Genomic DNA, 17,460 nt, shown 5'->3' with positions numbered 1-17,460 from the left:
TCCTTTCGGGGAGAGTTGCTGTGAGAGGCAATGAAAAGGGGCCGATCTTGGCGGATCGGTTTTTTACACAAATGAAGCCCTGGAAAGGACTTCCAAACGATTCGCGAACTGTTCGCCGGCAAGCATCCCAGTGCGTGAATCAGAAGCTTCGAAGGCCCGCCTCGTGCGGGCCTTCAACTTTTAAGAAGCTAAGCGGCCAAGCGGCAACTCCTCTTGCTGAACGATTGCGTGAAGTCGGGTGTTGGCCAAGCGTTCTTCGACCACGTCGGACAGCCAGTCGCTGACGTACTGGTAACCCTCCGCTTTTGCAATTTCCTCCATTGCATCGGCTTTCGGGGTAGCGATGCGGAATCCGACAAATTTGCGGTCGCCTTTGGAGCGCCTGCCTGTACGAGTAGCTGGAGCCATCATCCCTGTCCTTTGAACTATGGCAACCGTGGCTGCCTTTACTTCAATAGAGTGGTCGAGCCGAATTCCTTGTGGCTCTAAGGAGTGAAATTTTGGGCTTCAAGCTCCTCTGAAACTGAAACTACCACCGGGGACTTCCATGCTTCGGTATTGAAACAGAAACAGTTCCCGGCGTGTTGAAACGGAAACAGTCATGCGCACCCCGGCGGTTGCCCACGCGCTGGCCGGGCACGAAGTACATGAAGGCACCTGCAACACGTCCTTAGGGTCGGAAAGTCTTTCATCCCGATGACATGGTGGTGACGCGGACTCTCCGCTGGTGGCTCCTGGGACCCAGCAGTCCGGCATGGGCCCTTCGCTGCCTTTGCCACGGGCTGCACCTGTGTTCTGTCCCAACGCAAGGTTGCACTGTCCTCGCATCCTCCTTCCGCGCTCTACATGTAATTGATGACTGCAACCGTGAAATTCTCTAGTGGTCAAAGACCATGCAAGCGACAGACTACATACATGCTTCGCACATGAACAACTCATTGCCTATACCCGCCGGAAGTCATCGGGTAACATTTTGTGTCAGCTGCCGCCTGCTTTGTGTGGCGGTCTACACGAGTTGCTGAGCTTGGCTAAGGAGCTGTAAAGATGGCAAATGGGGGCCGCAGCGTGTTTCTTACGCAGCAACAGAAGAAAGAGCGGCTGGCGGATCGCATGGGCATCCTGGTGGATATCTGGGAGTCCGATCACAACACTGCGCTCACGTACCCCCATGTGGAAGAAGCACTCTCCGCTCACGGAATCCAGCTGTCTCGGACACGGTGGTCCTACTTGATCAATGGCAGCGGCAGCCTGGTGACAGATCAGGAACTGCTGAAGGGCATAGCAGAGTACGTCTTTGCCGTACCCGCCAGTTATCTGTGCGATCTCAACAGCGAGACTCCCCCGGAAGTAGAAGCGCGCATGGAGTTCCTTGTCCAGATGCGCAAGCTCAAGGTAAAGAACTTTGCCGCAAGAAACCTGGGGGCCACCTCGCCCGAGATGCTGAAGACGATCACCAGGATCATCGATGGATCGATGAACGGCGAAGAGGAAGACTGAATGAGCCTCCCGCCGGTCGCAGAAATGGTCCAGGAGCTATGTGGAGACGGTACAACGTCGATGGAGGAAGTTGTCGAGCGCTTGACCGTGATGTGTGAGAAGCCGATCAATCTGGTCGAGTACAAAGAGTCCTGGGGTGCGTTGACGGCCTTCAAAGCTGAGTTTGAAGATCGCATAAACGTTTACTTCCCGCCGCAGAAGTCGCAGCAGTACAAACTTCATTGCATCTATCACGAGCTTGGGCACATCTATTTGGAGAGCTTTCGGACTTGCTTGGCTCTGCCGGATCTCTCGGAGGAGATGCTGCGGGAAACTGCGGATGCAATCAGTATCACTTGTCGGTCTGTTCCGAATCATCCTGTCGAACGCTGGGTAGAGGAGTTCGCTTTCGAGATGTCGAAAAAGACCCGCACACGCAGCTCGTTCGAGCCTGAGCCTTTCCTCTAGACCATGAAACTGCTGCTCTTTGCGCTGCTGACTGCCCTATGCCTCCTTCGAATCCCCTCAGTGGTCAAGGCGGCGGAAGCCCGGGCGTCGTGGGTAGCATCGGTGTTCGGCGTCGCGGCGCTCTATGTCCTGGGAACTGTTACACCGCTAGCGACCATCGACAGCTATCTCGGTGGCGTCAACGTGACGAACCTACTTCAAGCCATCTTCGCGCTACTGGCGATCTTCTTCTTCAACGACAGCGTGCGGCGGTTAGCGAACGTACCAGTCAGGTGGACTTACTACGCTCCGTTGCTGAGCATTCCCATCATGATTGTCGGCTTCGCCCTAATTAAGGACAAAGCTCCAACCTCGGCGGACTTCATTGATTCCCGCATGGACCAGCTCGCGACTGCCACGTACAGCGGCACCTACATGCTCGCGTTGCTGTTCACCGTGCTCAGGATCATCTACATGCTTCGGCACAAGGCGAGGGGCCTGTACGCAACATTCTCAGCGGGCCTGCTCGTGGTTGCGGCGGCTTGCTCGTGCCACATCACGTACGTACTGCTCTTCCATTTCTCGCCCTGGCATACCTTCGCAGAGGCAATCGGAGCTTGGTTTGACCGTCTTTTCTACGCCGGCCTCTCGGTGACGGCCGCGGGGTGGCTGATTCTCTTCCTGTCGAAGCAGCTGCCGAAGTTGCGGCTCTGGATGATCGATGCGCTCTGGCTGACTGCGTTGAGGATCAGGGTCAATGCAGATCACTCCCGAGTCAGTCCGGCTAGGGACCTTTTCAATGAAACGCTCGAAAACGGGGTCTACAAAAGCCTCATTGTTCTGCACAACTACCAGCGGGGGAACATGACGACATTCCCGGAGCCTGTCCAGGGCAGAATAAGCCAAATTGAGGCCAAGCTAGACGCGCAGACTTAGCCTTGCTCAGTCAAGATCGTTTTGCTGATCCAGCTCGTGAGTTCATTGGTGAAAGCACGAGGAGAGGCATTCCACTCTTGGGTATGGTGCGCCTCGGGTAGGGGAATCAGGGTGACGGTGTCAGGATTCGCGCGTTGGAACGCCACCGAGAACTCCCAGGGAACCTCTTGATCTGCGCTGGAGTGCAAGACCAGCGTCGGGACTGCCACCCGGTTAGGTACATCGACCCATTCAAGTGCATCGAAATCGATCGGTTCCTCCAGCCCGAGCATCCTCGCGAACGGGGGGGCCTGCAACAGGCACATGACAAGGCCGGCCCCTACCGTCGGCACCCCTGCCCGCGCCGCCCCCGCTGTGATGGTCTTACGCCAGCTCGTGACCGGCCCTACCAGGACGACCCCGACAATCCGGTCCCGGTAAGTGCTGCGCTCCGCTGTGAGCAGGGCAATGGTCCCACCCATTGACCAGCCCGAGAGGATGATTCGCTTCGCTCCATGAGCCACGGCGTAGGCCACAGCGCTTTCCACATCACGCCATTCGGTTTGCCCAAGGTGGCTCGATTCGGCCTGCGGTGGGCTGACCTCTTGGTCACTCCGGAATGACGGAACCAAGGAGGTAAATCCCAAGGGACCGAAAGCGTGGACGTCCCGGAACATGATCGAGCGGTCGGTCCAGCTGCCATGGATATGGATCACCCATGTGTCTGTCTTCTTTCTTTCGAACAACCACGCGGGCGCCACGCCGTAGACGGTGGGGATGTGCACCTCTTCAAACCGTCCGGCCACAGCAGAGGGTTCAAAGAACACATCGGGGGTCCAATCGACCAGGGGCCCCAAGGACGCCGGCCCCGAGCCCGAGGGATGGATCCGCCGCTCCACGTACTTTCGATCCTCATCGATCAGCGTGACCTCACCGACTCTCGTGTAGCGCTCTGCCACAGGGTCGAACACGCCAAAGTCGCCAAGGGCTTTCGTGTAGTCGTCCAAATCGATGCGGACTCTGCGTCCATCATCTGTCAGTTCGGCACGACGGTAGTCCTTTGGTCCCCGTTTAACGATCTTGCGGGCCATGACAACCGCGAATCCAGAAAGGGCGGCCGCCGGTACAAGGAACGCCAAGCCGGCCAGTCGGCGAGGTGTCGTCAGCATTGGGTGTCACCCTTCAGTGCCGAGCCAGGGAAGAGGAACGGAGCCCAATCATCGTAACGTTCCCTTAGCGTGCCAGATATGAACATGCCCACTACAAGCGTTGTACGTGTTCACTACATGCATGTATCGTTGTGGTCGAGCCAGTCGACAGCTGAGGCTCAAAGGGGGATCCACATGCAACGGAAGTCGCTTGGCCTCGTGGCGCTGATCGTGGTCCCCGGCCTCTTGTTCGGGCTGGTTTTCTCCATACTCTTGCTTATTGCCCCAGCGAAGTCCGCTGCTGGCGACTGCGGTCAGACCGTCTCAGTGGCTATCAACGGCGACACCAAAGTCGATGGCTATTCTCAGGAGCAGTTGAAGAATGCTGCGGCGATCCTGGGCGCCGGCAAGGCCTTGGATCTGCCCGTGAAGGGTCAAATGATCAGCGTCATGGTTGCCCTGGGGGAGTCCGGGCTGCGTGCTCTCGACTACGGCGATGGTGCCGGCCCGGATTCCCGGGGGTTGTTCCAGCAACGCGACAACGGCGCGTGGGGTTCCTACGCAGACCGCATGGACCCGACCATCAGCGCCACAAACTTCATCAAGGCGCTGCAGAAGGTGGACGGCTGGGAGCTGTTGGAACCCACCATTGCCGGGAACAAGGTCCAGCGCAACGCTGACCCGTACCACTACCAGCGGTACTGGCCCGAGGCAGTGAAACTCGTCCAGGCGCTCTCTGACGGCCAATTCTCACTGGAAGGCAGCGGCTGCGCCATCCTAGGACAGTCCGGCGCCGGGGATGACTACCCGTGGAAGAACTTACCGACCTGGATGCAGGCCGGAACAGGTGCAGCGGCGTCGCCGCTCGGCATGTTCTACCGCGAATGCGTGGACTTTGCCCTGTGGCGGGTGAACCAGCAGATGGGGTCCGCCGGCGCACCGTTCAAGTTCCTCAACGGCACCTTCCGCCCCGACGGGCAGGGCCTGGGTTCCGCGCTGACTTGGAAGGCCGGCTGGGACGCCAAAGGCTGGGCCACGGGCAAAACGCCTCGGGTGGGCGCGGTCGTCTGGTACGCACCCGGGGCAGGGGGAGCGGACCCAACCTACGGTCACGTCGCCGTGGTCAAGGAAGTCAAGGACAACGGGACCTACGTCGAAGAGGGCTACAACGGCAACCCGCCCCCGGATGACCACAACTACTACACCCGGACCGTCAGCAGCGACGTCCCTTCAGCTTTCCTGTACCTGCCCACCCAAGAGGAGAAAAAGTGAAGAAGCCCCTGGCCCTCATCGCAGTAGCCCTGCTCTGCGCCGCGTGCGCACCGGCAGCAAACACCACGCCTGCACCGGCAGAATCGACCGCCACGCCTTCAGCGCCCGTTTCGCTGAGCGCAAGCAGCGGCCCGCAGGCTCCCGGGGGTACGGTCCCGGCCACGATCGGCATTACCTGGGATCAGGCCAGCAAGGACGCGGCTGTTGACGTCGCTGAAAAGGCCATGGCGGACTTTGCCCGCCCTGGTGTGGAGGAAACGCAGTGGGCTAACGATCTTGCCCGCTGGCTGACGCCAAAGACCACTGCCGATTACTCGGCTGTTGACCCGGCCAACATTCCCGCCAGCCGCGTCACCGGCCCGGCCACGCTGAGCGTCGATGAAGCCAACGGCTACGGCGTCAAGGCAGATGTACCGACTGACGCCGGGACGTACAGGGTGCAGCTGCTCCGCACGGGCGAGGAAGCGCCGTGGAAGGTCACCCGCTTAACGACCCCCTCGTCCTAAGCGCCGGAACTGTCCATCTCACACACGTAAAGGAAGTAGCCCATGAGCACCACATCAACCGAGGTCCTGGCCTTTCCCAACATCAGGGCCATCGTCCGTGACAACGGAACGGCTGAGGTCGTCGTCGCGGGTAACTCCCGCATCGTCCCCGCCGGGGAGTCCCTGCAGGATCTTCGCAACAACGCCATGGCCCTCGTCGTGGGCGAGGCGCAGACACTGAACCGTCCCGTCAGGGTCCAGATCGAGGATCCCGAAGGGCACGGTGAACTGATCGTGCACCCGGACAACAGGATCGAATCCGTCTCCTACGAGCCACGCCCCGCCCGACGCCGGGCAGAAGCATCCGGGCCCACGTCAGAGAGGGCAGCTCCGGCCGTCATTGATACCGTTCCGGCCCCTTCGCCTGAGCCTGTTGCCGCACCGGCCGAACCGGCGGTTGCCATCGCAGCCGCGGTGGACCGCCAGCAGTGGCCGCCGAATCCCGTTGCGTCAGAGACCACGGCCGCGCCGGACACCTCGGACCCGGAGACGGCAGTGTTAACGGAGGAACGGCCGGCGACCCGGCGCAGTTTGAATGAAACCTCGTTCCTGGTCAGCGCCCCCGTCCTGGAGCCGGCCACACAGGGCTGGCGGGGTGCGCTCACGCGCCTTGGCTTCCGGATGGCCCCGTCCGCCGAAGAACTCTCCGAGCGGGAGGATATCCGCATGGTTAGCCAGCACTGGCCCGGTCCCCGGACCATCGCCGTGGTCAACCGCAAGGGCGGGGCGAACAAGACCCCCACGGTCGTCATGCTCTCGGCCATCCTCGCCCGTTACAGCGGGGCCGCGACGGTCGCCTGGGACAACAACGAATCCCAAGGCACCCTAGGCTGGCGGACCGAAAAGGGCGCCCACGACCGCAGCGTCCTGGACCTGATCGATTCCTCGACCGAACTGCTCTCACCGTCCACGAACGCCGCCGAAATCGCCAAGTACGTCCACCACCAAACGGCCGACAAGTTCGACGTCCTGCGCTCGGACGAAAACGAAGAAGGCGACCACGAAGTCACCGCCGAGGAAGTCGACATCGCCCACCAGGTCCTCACCCGCTACTACCGACTGGTGGTCATGGACTCGGGCAACACCGCCCGCGCAGCGAACTGGCGCCGGATGATCCACCACACCAACCAGCTCGTCGTACCGGTGACTGCCATTGAAGACCGCGCAGAAGCTGCCCGGCTGACGCTGCAGACCCTCGAATCCCGTGGTGGCCACGATGCTGAACTGGCCCGCAACGCCGTTGTCATCGTCTCCGAATCCACCGACGCCAAGCGGGCCATGTCAGGGGACGCCTTGAAGCGGGCCAAGGACGAGGCCCAGCGGATCGCGGACGGCTTTGAACCGTTCGTCCGGGCCGTCGTCCGGATTCCCTACGATCCGGCGCTGGTCAACGGCCCCATCCGCTATGAAGCCCTCCAGCCTGCCACCCAGCGCGCATGGCTGGCGGCCGCGGCCGCCGTCGCCAAAGGCTTGTAAACCCACCCATCATCCGGACTTTCGAAAGGAGGAACCATGCAACAGACCCTGAACCCCTGGATCACCAGCCCCACTACCGACATCTCGGAAGAGGAAACACTGGGTACGTACATGCCGCCGGCAGTCATCAGTGCACCTCTGAAGGGAATGGTCGAACCCGACGCAGCGGACAGACTGGCCCGCCGCACCATGAGCGGTTCCGCCGCATTGTGGATTATCGGCGCACATGGGGGAGCAGGCGAAAGCAGAATCGCGGACCTCCTTGGGGCACGCGCCACCAATCACTGTTGGCCCGTCCTCCAGGACGGAAGCGAGCCGCGGGTGCTGCTGGTCTGCCGCTCAGACATGCGCGGCCTCACAGCCGCAAGGAGCGCCCTGACCCAATGGGTGTCAGGAGCCGCACCGAAAGCTGACCTGCTCGGCCTCGTGATCCTGGCGGACGCACCGGGAAAGACCCCCAAAGCGCTGCGTGACTTCGCCACCATCGTCGGCGGGGGAGCGCCCCGGCTCTGGACCCTGCCTTGGGTCGAGGCATGGCGGCTGGGAAACGACACGGTCCCGACCCGCGAATTTCAACGCTTCATTACTGACATAGCCACCTTGGCTGCCGACACATCAAACACCGCTTACTGAAAGGTCTCACCATGAACTACTTCTCCGCACTTGCAACCGGCGTCATCCCCAACCCCACTCCGACCATCCCTGCAGAGGCAGACGGGCTACTCCTGGTCCTGAACTGGGCCTCCGGCATCGGCCTGGTTCTGGGCGTCTTGGGCGTCATCATCGTCGGCATCGGCATGGTCATCCAGCTGCAGCGCGGTGAAGGCGCACAGGCTATTGGCAAACTCGGCTGGGTCCTCCTGGGCTGCATCATCATTACCGGTGCCGCCGGTATCGTCCGCGCCTTCGTCTAAGCCAGCACCAACAACGGGAGGTTCACCATGAGCCAGTCAACAGAGAGCACCACCGAAAGCAATCCGTTCACCAAGCCCGGGTTCATTATTGCTGCCGCGCTGGTGGTTGCGCTGATCGCAGCAACCATCGTGATCTTCCTTCTCCCCAAAGGACAGGGAAACGCACAGCCAGCCCCTGCCCCGACAGAAACCAACAGCTCAGCCATTGTCAGCCCCAGTGCTTCAGCTGGGGCTGACAAGAGCGTCTGCGGGCTTCCCGGCAGCAATGAACCAACGCTTGGAACTGCGCCTCAGTCCAAGTGGGAGCTTCTAGGAACCATGGCGGTTCCCACAGATCCGTCAACAGCAGGTCCTGGAACAGTGGGCACGGATGGGCTCAGGTCATGCTTTGCCCAGTCCCCGACAGGGGCTCTCTACGCGACGGCAAACATGTGGGCTTCATCGTTCAATGGCTATGCAAAGCAGCTTTACCTGGAGCTTTCAGCTGACAGCCCCTCTCGGGACAAAGCGGTTCAGGCCATCAAGGAAGGCAAGGACGTCGGGGGCGGGACCTCACCCAAGGTTCAGATCGCCGGTTTCATGATCCATTCGTACACCTCCGAAGCAGCAGTCGTGGAGCTGGCTTTCAAGACTGCAGATGGCGGATACGGTGCTATCTCAACGTCGCTGTTGTGGGAGGACGGCGATTGGAAACTCGATATCCCGCCCGCGGGCGGTGGAGCGGTTCGCCAGATCAGTGATCTGAGTTCGTTCCTCCCTTGGGCCGGCGTCTGACATGGCAGAAAAGGAATGCCAAGCCTGGGACATGTATTGCTTGGGCGAACAGAGCCTCGGCAACGTTGCTGCGGGGATCGCGGACGATGCAATCGAAAATCTTGCCAAGGCCATCATGGACGGCATGAGCCAGATGGTGACGACTCTGTCTACCTTCTGGGTTTCGATGCCCACGGTGAACCTGATCAGCGAGGACAGGACTGGGCCAAGTCCCGTGGTGTCGATAGTCAACAGCGAGCTGATGACTTGGACGCTGACACTGGCGGTCCTCGCCGTCATCATCGGCGGCATCCGGATGATCTGGGAACAGCGCGGGGCACCGCTAAAGGATCTGCTCCGTTCGCTGCTCACCCTCACCCTGGTGTCCGGCCTTGGCCTGGGAGTCATCTCTATTTTGGTCATTGCCGCAGATACTTTTTCGGCCGCCATCATTGAGCGTTCCACGGACGGGAAGGGATTTGCTCAGTCGATGAGCATCCTTGTCATGACCGGCCAGACGGAGGTTGGGGTATTCATCCTCATCGTCCTGGGCCTGGTCGGGTTGATTGCTTCACTGGTCCAGATCGTCCTGATGGTGGTCCGCAGCGGCATGTTGGTAATCCTGGCGGGCATTCTGCCCACCACAGCCGCGTTCACGAACACGGAGATGGGCCGGCAGTGGTTCCAAAAAGCAGTGGGTTGGACCATCGCGTTCATTCTTTACAAGCCCGCGGCAGCCATCGTGTACTCGGTCGCTTTCCTTTTGATGGGCAACACCAGCGGGAAGGACGCCCTGGTCGGCTCTATCACGGGGTTCACGTTGATGCTCGTTGCCCTATTCGCACTTCCGGCATTAATGCGGTTCGTCACGCCGATGGTTGGTGCCGTTGCCTCGGGCAGCGGCGCTGCAGCCGGGGCTGCCGTTGGTGCGATGGCCACCGGTGCCGTGTCCCTGGGCCGCGGCGGCAGCGGACGAGGCAATGCCGCGCCAATCCCCGCGACACCAAGCACTACGGCCAGTACGCAGAGCACTTCCGCCGGCGCTTCGCCGAAAGGCAGTGACGGAGCGTCTGGTCCCCGAGGCGGCGGAGGTCAGCCCACCCCCGGTGTTACGGGTCCGGGCGGAGCCGCTGGCGCTTCGGCCGCAGGCAAAGCAGGCTCCGCAGGAGCAGCGGCTGGGGCAAGTGGCGGGGCAGGAGCTGCTGGCCCGACCGGCATGGCTCTAGCAGCCGGGGCACAGGTGGCGACCAAGACGTCGCAGGCAATCGAAAAGACCGCGCAGGATTCAACCGGGGAGGGCCCCAGTGGCAGCAATTAACATCGAATACAAGGAACCGTCCTACGGCAACTGGCGCGTGCCGCGCTCCGCCGGTTTAGGCAACCTCGGTGCCATTGGCACCGGCATTGTGATGGCCGGGCTGTTGCTGGGAATCACCACCTTCGCTATCTGGGGCCTGTTCCCGGGCCTCGCTGTCCTCGCCGTTGCCGGGGCCAGCGCCCTGCTGCTGACAGTCAAGGACAAGCACGGCCAGTCCGTCGTAGACCGCTTCGGCACCCGCATGACCTTCCGGCTCTCCAAGTCTTCCGGAACGAACCTCTACCGCTCCGGCCCCCTGGGAGTGACCGAGTGGGGCATGTACCAGATCCCCGGCCTGGCCGCGAAGTCCACCCTGTACGAGTTCACAGACTCCTACAAACGCCCGTTCGCCATGCTGCACGTGCCGGCCACCAGCCACTTCACCGTCATCTTCTCCACCGAACCCGACGGGGCCTCCCTGGTGGACCCTGAGCAGGTCGACGCATGGGTCGCTAACTGGGGCGGCTGGCTCGCCGGCCTTGCCGACGAAGCCGGACTGGACGCCGCGGCCGTCACCGTCGAGACCGCACCCGATTCCGGGTACCGGCTCCGGAACGAAGTCGAAATGAACATCGACCCGAACGCACCCGAATTCGCACAGGCCATTTTGCGCGAGGTCGTAAACACCTACCCGGAAGGATCAGCCACGGTCCGTGCGTGGGTGTCCCTGACCTTCAACGCCTCCCTGCGCGCCGGGTCAAAGAAGCGCACGCCCGAAGACGTCGCCCGGGACCTCGCCTCCCGGATCCCCGGCCTGTCAGCCCGGCTGCAGTCCACCGGTGCCGGTATCGCCCGGCCGATGTCCGCGCAGGAACTCTGCGAGGTCGTCCGCATCGCCTACGACCCGCCTGCAGCGTTGATCATTGATGAAGCCCACGCCGCCGGCTCCCCGGTCTCCCTGACCTGGGGTGAGGTCGGCCCCACCGCTACCCAGGCGAACTGGGAGGACTACCGCCACGATTCCGCGTTCTCGGTTTCCTGGACCATGACGGGTGCGCCGCGGGGTTCGGTGAACTCCTCGGTTCTGTCCCGGCTGCTGGCCCCGCACGGGGACATTGACCGCAAACGCGTCTCGCTGCTCTACCGTCCGATGGATTCCGCCAAGGCCGCCACCGTGGTCGAGCGGGACCAGAACAACGCAAACGTCCGCATCACCTCCGGAACCCGGCCCAGCGCCCGCGCGCTGGTCGATGCCCGCTCCGCAGTGCAGACCGCCCAGGAAGAAGCCCGCGGCGCCGGCCTGGTGAACTTCGGCATGGTCGTCACCGCCACCGTGACCGACAAAGAACGGCTGCCTGATGCCGTGGCCGCCATCGAACAGACCTCCGGCACCGCCCGGGTGCTGTTGCGCCGCGCCTACGGCGCGCAGGACACCGCCTTCGCCGCCTCATTGCCGCTGGGCCTGGTCCTGCCCAAGCACAGCATGGTGCCCTCCGAAATCAAGGACGCGCTCTAATGGCCTTCAAAGACCTTTTGACGTCAATGACAGTAAAGCCAGCAAAGACATCAAAGGGAGTGCCAAAGAGCAAGGCTGAGAAGCAGCCTGGCGAGGCCGGGCCGGGTGCCCGTGGCTGGTCCGGACCTGGCGGGGGCATGGCCCAGCTCGTCCCGTCCGTGAAGGAGTACCGGGGAACCACTGTCCAGGTCTGCGGCCTGTGGCCGTTTTCCTCAGGTGCGTCCTCGCCCATGATCGGCGTCCCACTCGGCCGTCACGAGGAAACCCAGGCCACGGTCTGCTGCGACCCGATCAGCTGGTTCCAGCGCGCACGCCTCATCTCCAACCCTTCCGCTTTCATCCTCGGCAAACCCGGGCTGGGCAAGTCCACCCTCGTCCGGCGCATGTTCCTGGGCCTTGCCGCCCAAGGCGTTAACCCGCTGGTCCTCGGGGACCTGAAAGGCGAGCACGTCAAAGCCGTCGAAGCCCTCGGCGGGCAGGTCATCAAGCTCGGCCGCGGCGTCGGCTACCTGAACATCCTCGACCCGGGCCAGGCCGTCGAGGTCGCCCAGCTCCTCGAGGACCACGGCCACCACGAAGCCGCCACCCGGGTCCGGGCCGACGCCCACGGCCGCCGCCTGAACATGGTCATCTCCCTCATCACCATCAGCCGGAACAACCCTCCCACCGACCAGGAACAAACCATCCTGGACCGGGCCCTGCGGGTCCTCGATGACCGGTTCGACGGCATCCCAGTCCTGAAAGACCTCCTGGACGTCATCGTCTCCGCCCCGGACGAGCTGCGGCAGGTCGCGCTGGACCGTGGCGACATGAACATCTACCTGCAGGAAACCCGGGCGCTGGAAGCCACCCTGCTGGGCCTGACCGGGGGAGGGAAGCTGGGCGAAATCTTCTCCCGGCAAACCACCAACCCCATGAAGCGGGACCGCGCCGTCGTCTTCGACGTCTCCAGCATCGACGAAACCGAAACCGACCTCCAGGCCGCCGTTCTGCTCGCGTGCTGGTCCTACGGCTTCGGCACCGTCAACGTCGCCAACGCCCTGGCCGACGCTGGCCTGGAACCGCGCCGGAACTACTTCGTGGTCCTGGACGAGCTATGGCGGGCGCTGCGCTCCGGCAAGGGCATGGTCGACCGGGTCGACGCCCTCACCCGCCTGAACCGGTCCGTGGGCGTCGGGCAGATCATGATTTCCCACACCATGTCCGACCTGCTGGCACTGCCGGCAGAAGAGGACCGGATGAAGGCCCGCGGCTTCGTCGAACGCTCCGGCATGGTGATCTGCGGCGGCCTGCCGGCCTCGGAGATGCCGCTGCTGACCTCCGCGATTCCCCTCTCCCGGCAGGAGCAGCAAAAGCTCATCTCCTGGCAGGACCCGCCCGCCTGGGACTCCCGCGGCCTCGACGTCGACCCCCCGGGCCGGGGCAAGTTCCTCATCAAGGTCGGCGGCCGCCCGGGAATCCCCGTCCAGATCGGGCTGACCTCCATTGAGAAGAACGACGGATTGAACGACACCGACACGCGCTGGCACGCGCCGGCTGAAACGCTCATGGACCCGGCAGCACCAACGCTGCCCACTGAAGGAGGCGGGCTGTGAGTGCACCGAACCGCAAAGGAATCGGCCTCGAAGATGCCCTGCTGGTCTGGCTGGCAATCGGCGCCATCGTCGTCTTCGGCGGCGGCACCTACGCCGCCGCGCACCTCGGGTCCTGGATGGCAGGAATCGCCGCCCCGCCTGCCCACCCCATCGACCTGGTCGCCGGGTTGATCAAGGGCAAGGTGCCCTGGCCAACCCAAGCCACAGTCGCGGCGTGCCTTATGGCCGGTGTAGTCCTGGCGCTGGCCGTGGTCGTGCTGGTTGCGTGGCGGAAAGGTGCGTCCAAGCGCGCCCGTGTCGATAAGGCCGCCCGCTACCTGGGCCGCGGCAAGTCCCTGGCCGCATTCACCGAAAAAGGAGCCGCAGCAACCGCCGAGCGGCTCGGCGTGAAAGACAACCCCGGGATCGTCGTCGGCAAGGTGGTCTCCACCGGTCAAAAGTTCATCCAGTCCTGGGAAGACCTCAGCCTCGATATCTGGGGACCACGAACAGGTAAATCCACCTCCCGCGTCATGCCCGCCATCCTGGACGCACCAGGTGCCGTGGTCTCAACCTCGAACAAGCGCGACGTCGTGGACGGCACCCGCGGCGTCCGCGAGGCTACGGCCACGGTGTGGGTCTTCGATCCGCAGAAGATCGCCCAGGAAGAACCGGACTGGTGGTGGAACCCGCTCTCCTACGTCACCGACGAAGAAAAGGCGTACAAGCTCACCCAGCACTTCTCGGTCGGTTCCCGGGTGCCCGGGTCGAAGCCCGACGCCTACTTCGATCCCAAGGCCGAGGACATTCTCTCCTCGTACTTCCTCGCGGCCGCACTCGGCGGGTTGCCGATCACGCAGGTCTACCTGTGGGTGACGGAACAGGTCAGCCAGGAACCCATCGAAATCCTCCGGGAACATGACTACGAGCTGCAGTACAAGGGCCTGGAATCCACGCTAAAGCTGGCTGACAAGCAGCGCGACGGTATCTTCGGCACCGCCGAGAAGATGATCCAGTGCCTCAAGAGCAGGAACACGCTCCGCTGGGTCGCCCCGACCCGCGGCGCAAGCGTGGCCAGTGATGCCCGCCGGCAGTTCGACCCGCACGCCTTCGCTGCCTCACAGGAGACGATCTACATCCTCTCCAAGGAAGGGGCCGGCTCAGCCGCCCCGCTCACCACCGCACTGACCGTGGCCATCGCTGAGGCCATGGAGGAACGCGCCGAACGCAGCGGCGGCCGACTGCCCAAACCTGCACTGTTCGCCCTGGACGAGCTGGCAAACGTGGTCCGCTGGGCCGCCCTGCCGGACCAGTTCAGCCACTACGGCTCCAAAGGCCTGATCGTCATGGGCATCCTGCAGTCCTGGTCCCAGGGCGTCGAACTCTGGGGCGAAGCGAACATGCGGAAAATCTGGTCAGCCGCCAACGTCAAGGTCTACGGCGGCGGCGCCGCCGAAGAAGGCTTCCTCCGCGCACTCTCGGACCTGATTGGGGACTACACCTACATCAACGTTTCCGTCTCATCAGGGAAGTCCGGGTCCAGCCGCTCCCGGCAGGAGAGCAAGGAACGCATCTTCGATGTCTCCAATCTGGCCGAGCTCGACCGCGGCCGCGCCGTCGTCCTCGCCTCCGGCGCGCCGGCCACATTGGTCCGGACCATGCCCTGGTACACAGGGCCACACAAGGACGGTGTGGAAGCGTCCATCAAAAAGTACAGCCCGCAGCCAGAGGAAAAACCAGTACCGGTAGCAGCGGCGCCGGCCGCAAATCCATGGGTGACCGGGTAGGGGAGTAGGGCATGACCATCGAGATTGGCCGGTTCAGCGAAACCCCCAGCTCGGACGTCGAGGACACTGGCGCTAAGGCCGGGGAACAGCAGAAGCCCCCGCAGCTGGTCTACGGCTCTGCCGAAGAGTTCCTGCACGAGCAACTACTCCCTACCTACGTCCGCGATGTCGACGGGCGCGCCGCAAAGTGGTGCACCGAGTGGTACTTCCACCCGGAAGCCGTCTCCCGTGTAGAAGCAATGTGGCGCGCCTGGGAGCACCTCAGACTCGACGGAGCCACCGGCATAAGCGTCTGGTTCAAAGACCACGCAGACCACCACATGAGCGTGCTCTTGGACCCGCGCGGGCCGTTCTACAAATGCGACATGCAAAAGCACCGCGAGCCCGAACACATGGAACCTAAAAAGGCCCCAGAGGGCTGGTTCCCAGACGTGCGGACTATTCCTGTATGAAATGTCAGTTCAGGATGCAGTGTCCCGCAAAGAAGAAATCGGGGCCGGAATCAGTAATTAATTCCCGCCCCGATTTTGTTTACCCTGGCTCTAATGAGCCGCTTCGTACTTCTCTACAACTTCCGCTTGGATACGACCACGCGTATTTACCTGCACACCATTCTCAGCCGCCCACAACCGTACCGCTTTGGCGTCCGGGCCACCGTGCGAGGACTTGGTACGAGGTGCCGGACGGCCACGTCCGCCAGCTACTTTGCGGCCAGCGTTGGTAAAGCGTGCCAGTGCTTCACGCAGTTCGTTAGCGTGTCCCTCATTGAGGTCAATCTCGTATTCACTACCATCGAGGGCGAAAGATATCGTCTCGTTAGCTTCCGAGCCATCAATATCATCTTCCAGCAGCACAACTGTCTTTTTTGCCATGAAATAAGGCTAGCAGCCTATTGAACAAGCGGATGCGCTACCCAACAGGAACCCACCAGACGGGTATCAGAACCATCACAACGAGGCCTTTAGTACTCGAATTTAATGGGAATGAGGAAAGGTGCACACGTCCTACGGCACGGAGAGAAGTGAGCAGTCCACAGTTGGGATCAATCCGGGTTATCCACGGCTGGATCGGGAGCCATTGGGGTAGCTCCCTGGCAGCAGTAGCGGTGGATAACCCATCAGGATTGTCCCCGGCTGTGGGCAGCGGAACTGATTGTCCAGACAGTGTCTGGACAATTGCGCAACAGGATGTTGCATAGTTGCCGAGCACCCGCCCACGCAAACTCATCACCGGGTCGGCTGTCAGGTTCGAATAAGAGACGGTTTGCCAAGCATGTGCAGGACTACCTTCCGATCCTGGTCTGCCGGTGTTTTCCGGGCTGCCTGACGTCAGTTTGTGTAAGCCAGCCGAACAAGAACTACTTACTGGACCATGCGAACCACCTTAGGTACTATGCCATTAGTCTACTAAGGAGTTTGGCATGGGAAATCGATCCGATGGCGTCACCCCGATCACTAATCAAGGACTCACCCGGTATACGGGCGCCCTGGTCGTTAGCGTACTGGTTGTTCAGGGATACACCGCCTTCGTGGAGGACGGAAGAGTCTCGGCCGGCACCATGCTGCTGCTCGCTGCGGTGGCGCTATACATGGTGGTGTTCACGGTGAGGAATGCGACCGCGTTGCGCCAACGCGCGTATGGAACCTACTTCACACACGCTGTCGCTTACCTGATCATCAACGGCAGTTTTTGGCTGCACGCGTGGATCCTGATGCTCAGTGGACGCGAAGAGATATTGCAGCAGGGGTGGTCCGGTCCTCTGGTGTCGATGAGCGTACTGTGGGGCGCCGGGCTCCTGGTCCACACGATCGGCGCCATGCTCAGCAGGGGCTATGAGCATGTCGAAGTCTGACCCGGCAGGGGTCGGACCCGACCTTGAACTCTCTGACTATGAGCGCAACGTCCTCGCCGCGTGGACTGACACTCACAAAAAGAGCACACTGATGCTCTTCATCTTGCTGGCCCTATCCCAAGAACCCCGGTGGTCCGGACAAATCCGCGACTTCGTAGCTGAGCTAAGCGGCGCTTATCTGGCGGTGGACGAGCAGAGCATGCACCGGGCCCTACGGCGGGTGGAAGGACTAAACCTCATCACTCACAGCCAGGAATCAGTGGCGGGCACCGGCGCCAAACGCAAGATCTACGAGCTCACCGCCTCCGGTGAGCGGGTCCTGGCAAGCTATCTTCAGGGGCCGATGGCGTATGTGAACACCGAACTCTTCCAAAATTCAATCGCTGCCGCCCGCCATATCCCAGCAAGCTGACTTATGAACGTGGCAGCAATAGCTTCCAACGTAGCTCAGAGCAGCCAAGGAATGGTTTGTAGCGGGCTGCCGGCGG

19 protein-coding genes are annotated in these 17,460 nt (G+C 62.2%); 16 read left to right on the top strand and 3 right to left on the bottom strand.

Annotation, left to right across the window (positions count from 1 at the left end; genetic code table 11):
- Positions 1 to 180: 180 nt before the first annotated feature.
- Positions 181 to 411 carry a hypothetical protein gene (locus tag CXQ88_RS17790; protein WP_258061980.1) on the bottom strand — a complete coding sequence of 77 codons (231 nt, stop codon included), beginning with the start codon at positions 409 to 411 and terminating at the stop codon, positions 181 to 183.
- A gap of 633 nt (positions 412 to 1,044) precedes the next feature.
- Here CXQ88_RS17790 and CXQ88_RS17785 point away from each other — a divergent pair.
- Genes CXQ88_RS17785 through CXQ88_RS17775 form a run of 3 tightly spaced genes read left to right on the top strand, consistent with a single transcriptional unit; the run spans position 1,045 to position 2,859 of the window.
- Positions 1,045 to 1,497, top strand: coding sequence for a hypothetical protein (locus CXQ88_RS17785; protein WP_104045456.1), 453 nt, complete (start codon positions 1,045 to 1,047; stop codon positions 1,495 to 1,497).
- Entirely contained in the window at positions 1,498 to 1,944 is a 447-nt protein-coding gene (locus tag CXQ88_RS17780) for a hypothetical protein (protein WP_104045455.1), read from the top strand.
- A 3-nt stretch (positions 1,945 to 1,947) separates the two neighbouring features.
- Entirely contained in the window at positions 1,948 to 2,859 is a 912-nt protein-coding gene (locus tag CXQ88_RS17775; RefSeq protein WP_258061979.1) for a hypothetical protein, read from the top strand.
- Here CXQ88_RS17775 and CXQ88_RS17770 read toward each other — a convergent pair.
- Positions 2,856 to 4,007, bottom strand: coding sequence for an alpha/beta hydrolase family protein (locus CXQ88_RS17770; protein ID WP_104045454.1), 1,152 nt, complete (start codon positions 4,005 to 4,007; stop codon positions 2,856 to 2,858). The two genes, CXQ88_RS17775 and CXQ88_RS17770, sit on opposite strands and share 4 nt — an antisense overlap.
- 174 nt (positions 4,008 to 4,181) lie before the next feature.
- Here CXQ88_RS17770 and CXQ88_RS17765 point away from each other — a divergent pair, with 174 nt between their 5' ends.
- The 11 genes from CXQ88_RS17765 (at position 4,182) to CXQ88_RS17705 (ending at position 15,572) form a co-directional block, all read left to right on the top strand.
- A complete protein-coding gene (locus CXQ88_RS17765) occupies positions 4,182 to 5,258 on the top strand; it encodes a CHAP domain-containing protein (protein ID WP_104045453.1) in 1,077 nt (358 codons plus the stop codon).
- A complete protein-coding gene (locus tag CXQ88_RS17760) occupies positions 5,255 to 5,764 on the top strand; it encodes a hypothetical protein (protein ID WP_104045452.1) in 510 nt (169 codons plus the stop codon). Before CXQ88_RS17765 ends, CXQ88_RS17760 begins: the two co-directional genes overlap by 4 nt.
- A gap of 42 nt (positions 5,765 to 5,806) precedes the next feature.
- Entirely contained in the window at positions 5,807 to 7,279 is a 1,473-nt protein-coding gene (locus CXQ88_RS17755) for an AAA family ATPase (protein ID WP_104045451.1), read from the top strand.
- A gap of 36 nt (positions 7,280 to 7,315) precedes the next feature.
- Positions 7,316 to 7,912: a DUF6668 family protein gene (locus tag CXQ88_RS17750; protein ID WP_104045450.1), complete on the top strand. Its 597-nt coding sequence runs from the start codon at positions 7,316 to 7,318 to the stop codon at positions 7,910 to 7,912.
- Positions 7,913 to 7,923: 11 nt separating this feature from the next.
- Complete coding sequence (locus tag CXQ88_RS17745) at positions 7,924 to 8,193, top strand: hypothetical protein (protein ID WP_012623549.1); 270 nt, start codon at positions 7,924 to 7,926, stop codon at positions 8,191 to 8,193.
- Positions 8,194 to 8,220: 27 nt separating this feature from the next.
- Entirely contained in the window at positions 8,221 to 8,967 is a 747-nt protein-coding gene (locus CXQ88_RS17740; protein WP_104045449.1) for a hypothetical protein, read from the top strand.
- 1 nt (position 8,968) lies between these two features.
- Positions 8,969 to 10,264, top strand: a complete 1,296-nt coding sequence (locus CXQ88_RS21950) for a hypothetical protein (protein ID WP_181037591.1) — start codon at positions 8,969 to 8,971, stop codon at positions 10,262 to 10,264.
- Complete coding sequence (locus CXQ88_RS17720) at positions 10,251 to 11,759, top strand: SCO6880 family protein (protein ID WP_104045446.1); 1,509 nt, start codon at positions 10,251 to 10,253, stop codon at positions 11,757 to 11,759. The genes CXQ88_RS21950 and CXQ88_RS17720 overlap by 14 nt, the downstream gene beginning before the upstream one ends.
- Before the next feature lie 137 nt (positions 11,760 to 11,896).
- Entirely contained in the window at positions 11,897 to 13,354 is a 1,458-nt protein-coding gene (locus CXQ88_RS17715; protein ID WP_104045482.1) for a helicase HerA domain-containing protein, read from the top strand.
- Positions 13,351 to 15,120, top strand: coding sequence for a type IV secretory system conjugative DNA transfer family protein (locus tag CXQ88_RS17710; RefSeq protein ID WP_104045445.1), 1,770 nt, complete (start codon positions 13,351 to 13,353; stop codon positions 15,118 to 15,120). The genes CXQ88_RS17715 and CXQ88_RS17710 overlap by 4 nt, the downstream gene beginning before the upstream one ends.
- An 11-nt stretch (positions 15,121 to 15,131) precedes the next feature.
- Complete coding sequence (locus CXQ88_RS17705) at positions 15,132 to 15,572, top strand: DUF4913 domain-containing protein (protein ID WP_104045444.1); 441 nt, start codon at positions 15,132 to 15,134, stop codon at positions 15,570 to 15,572.
- Positions 15,573 to 15,662: 90 nt separating this feature from the next.
- On the opposite strand, the gene CXQ88_RS17700 is transcribed toward CXQ88_RS17705, so the two are convergent.
- Positions 15,663 to 15,992, bottom strand: a complete 330-nt coding sequence (locus CXQ88_RS17700; RefSeq protein WP_104045443.1) for a histone-like nucleoid-structuring protein Lsr2 — start codon at positions 15,990 to 15,992, stop codon at positions 15,663 to 15,665.
- A gap of 548 nt (positions 15,993 to 16,540) precedes the next feature.
- Here CXQ88_RS17700 and CXQ88_RS17695 point away from each other — a divergent pair.
- Both CXQ88_RS17695 and CXQ88_RS17690 read left to right on the top strand, forming a co-directional pair.
- Positions 16,541 to 16,972 (top strand): hypothetical protein, encoded by a 432-nt coding sequence (locus tag CXQ88_RS17695; protein ID WP_104045442.1) that lies wholly within the window; start codon positions 16,541 to 16,543, stop codon positions 16,970 to 16,972.
- The gene (locus tag CXQ88_RS17690) at positions 16,959 to 17,384 is read left to right on the top strand and encodes a PadR family transcriptional regulator (protein WP_181037590.1); all 426 of its coding nucleotides are present in this window, start codon (positions 16,959 to 16,961) and stop codon (positions 17,382 to 17,384) included. Before CXQ88_RS17695 ends, CXQ88_RS17690 begins: the two co-directional genes overlap by 14 nt.
- The last annotated feature ends 76 nt before the right edge of the window (positions 17,385 to 17,460 follow it).

The sequence above is a fragment of the Arthrobacter sp. ZGTC412 genome (assembly GCF_002929215.1).
Classification (GTDB): Bacteria; Actinomycetota; Actinomycetes; order Actinomycetales; family Micrococcaceae; genus Arthrobacter.
Note: the sequence above shows the minus strand (reverse complement) of the source record. Positions and strands in the feature narration are given on the sequence as shown.

Bases quoted from the DNA above. Each gene is read 5' to 3' on its own strand.
- CXQ88_RS17790 (WP_258061980.1), bottom strand. From the start codon at position 411: ATGATGGCTCCAGCTACTCGTACAGGCAGGCGCTCCAAAGGCGACCGC.
- CXQ88_RS17785 (WP_104045456.1), top strand. From the start codon at position 1,045: ATGGCAAATGGGGGCCGCAGCGTGTTTCTTACGCAGCAACAGAAGAAA.
- CXQ88_RS17780 (WP_104045455.1), top strand. From the start codon at position 1,498: ATGAGCCTCCCGCCGGTCGCAGAAATGGTCCAGGAGCTATGTGGAGAC.
- CXQ88_RS17775 (WP_258061979.1), top strand. From the start codon at position 1,948: ATGAAACTGCTGCTCTTTGCGCTGCTGACTGCCCTATGCCTCCTTCGA.
- CXQ88_RS17770 (WP_104045454.1), bottom strand. From the start codon at position 4,007: ATGCTGACGACACCTCGCCGACTGGCCGGCTTGGCGTTCCTTGTACCG.
- CXQ88_RS17765 (WP_104045453.1), top strand. From the start codon at position 4,182: ATGCAACGGAAGTCGCTTGGCCTCGTGGCGCTGATCGTGGTCCCCGGC.
- CXQ88_RS17755 (WP_104045451.1), top strand. From the start codon at position 5,807: ATGAGCACCACATCAACCGAGGTCCTGGCCTTTCCCAACATCAGGGCC.
- CXQ88_RS17750 (WP_104045450.1), top strand. From the start codon at position 7,316: ATGCAACAGACCCTGAACCCCTGGATCACCAGCCCCACTACCGACATC.
- CXQ88_RS17745 (WP_012623549.1), top strand. From the start codon at position 7,924: ATGAACTACTTCTCCGCACTTGCAACCGGCGTCATCCCCAACCCCACT.
- CXQ88_RS17740 (WP_104045449.1), top strand. From the start codon at position 8,221: ATGAGCCAGTCAACAGAGAGCACCACCGAAAGCAATCCGTTCACCAAG.
- CXQ88_RS21950 (WP_181037591.1), top strand. From the start codon at position 8,969: ATGGCAGAAAAGGAATGCCAAGCCTGGGACATGTATTGCTTGGGCGAA.
- CXQ88_RS17715 (WP_104045482.1), top strand. From the start codon at position 11,897: ATGGCCCAGCTCGTCCCGTCCGTGAAGGAGTACCGGGGAACCACTGTC.
- CXQ88_RS17705 (WP_104045444.1), top strand. From the start codon at position 15,132: ATGACCATCGAGATTGGCCGGTTCAGCGAAACCCCCAGCTCGGACGTC.
- CXQ88_RS17700 (WP_104045443.1), bottom strand. From the start codon at position 15,992: ATGGCAAAAAAGACAGTTGTGCTGCTGGAAGATGATATTGATGGCTCG.
- CXQ88_RS17695 (WP_104045442.1), top strand. From the start codon at position 16,541: ATGGGAAATCGATCCGATGGCGTCACCCCGATCACTAATCAAGGACTC.
- CXQ88_RS17690 (WP_181037590.1), top strand. From the start codon at position 16,959: ATGTCGAAGTCTGACCCGGCAGGGGTCGGACCCGACCTTGAACTCTCT.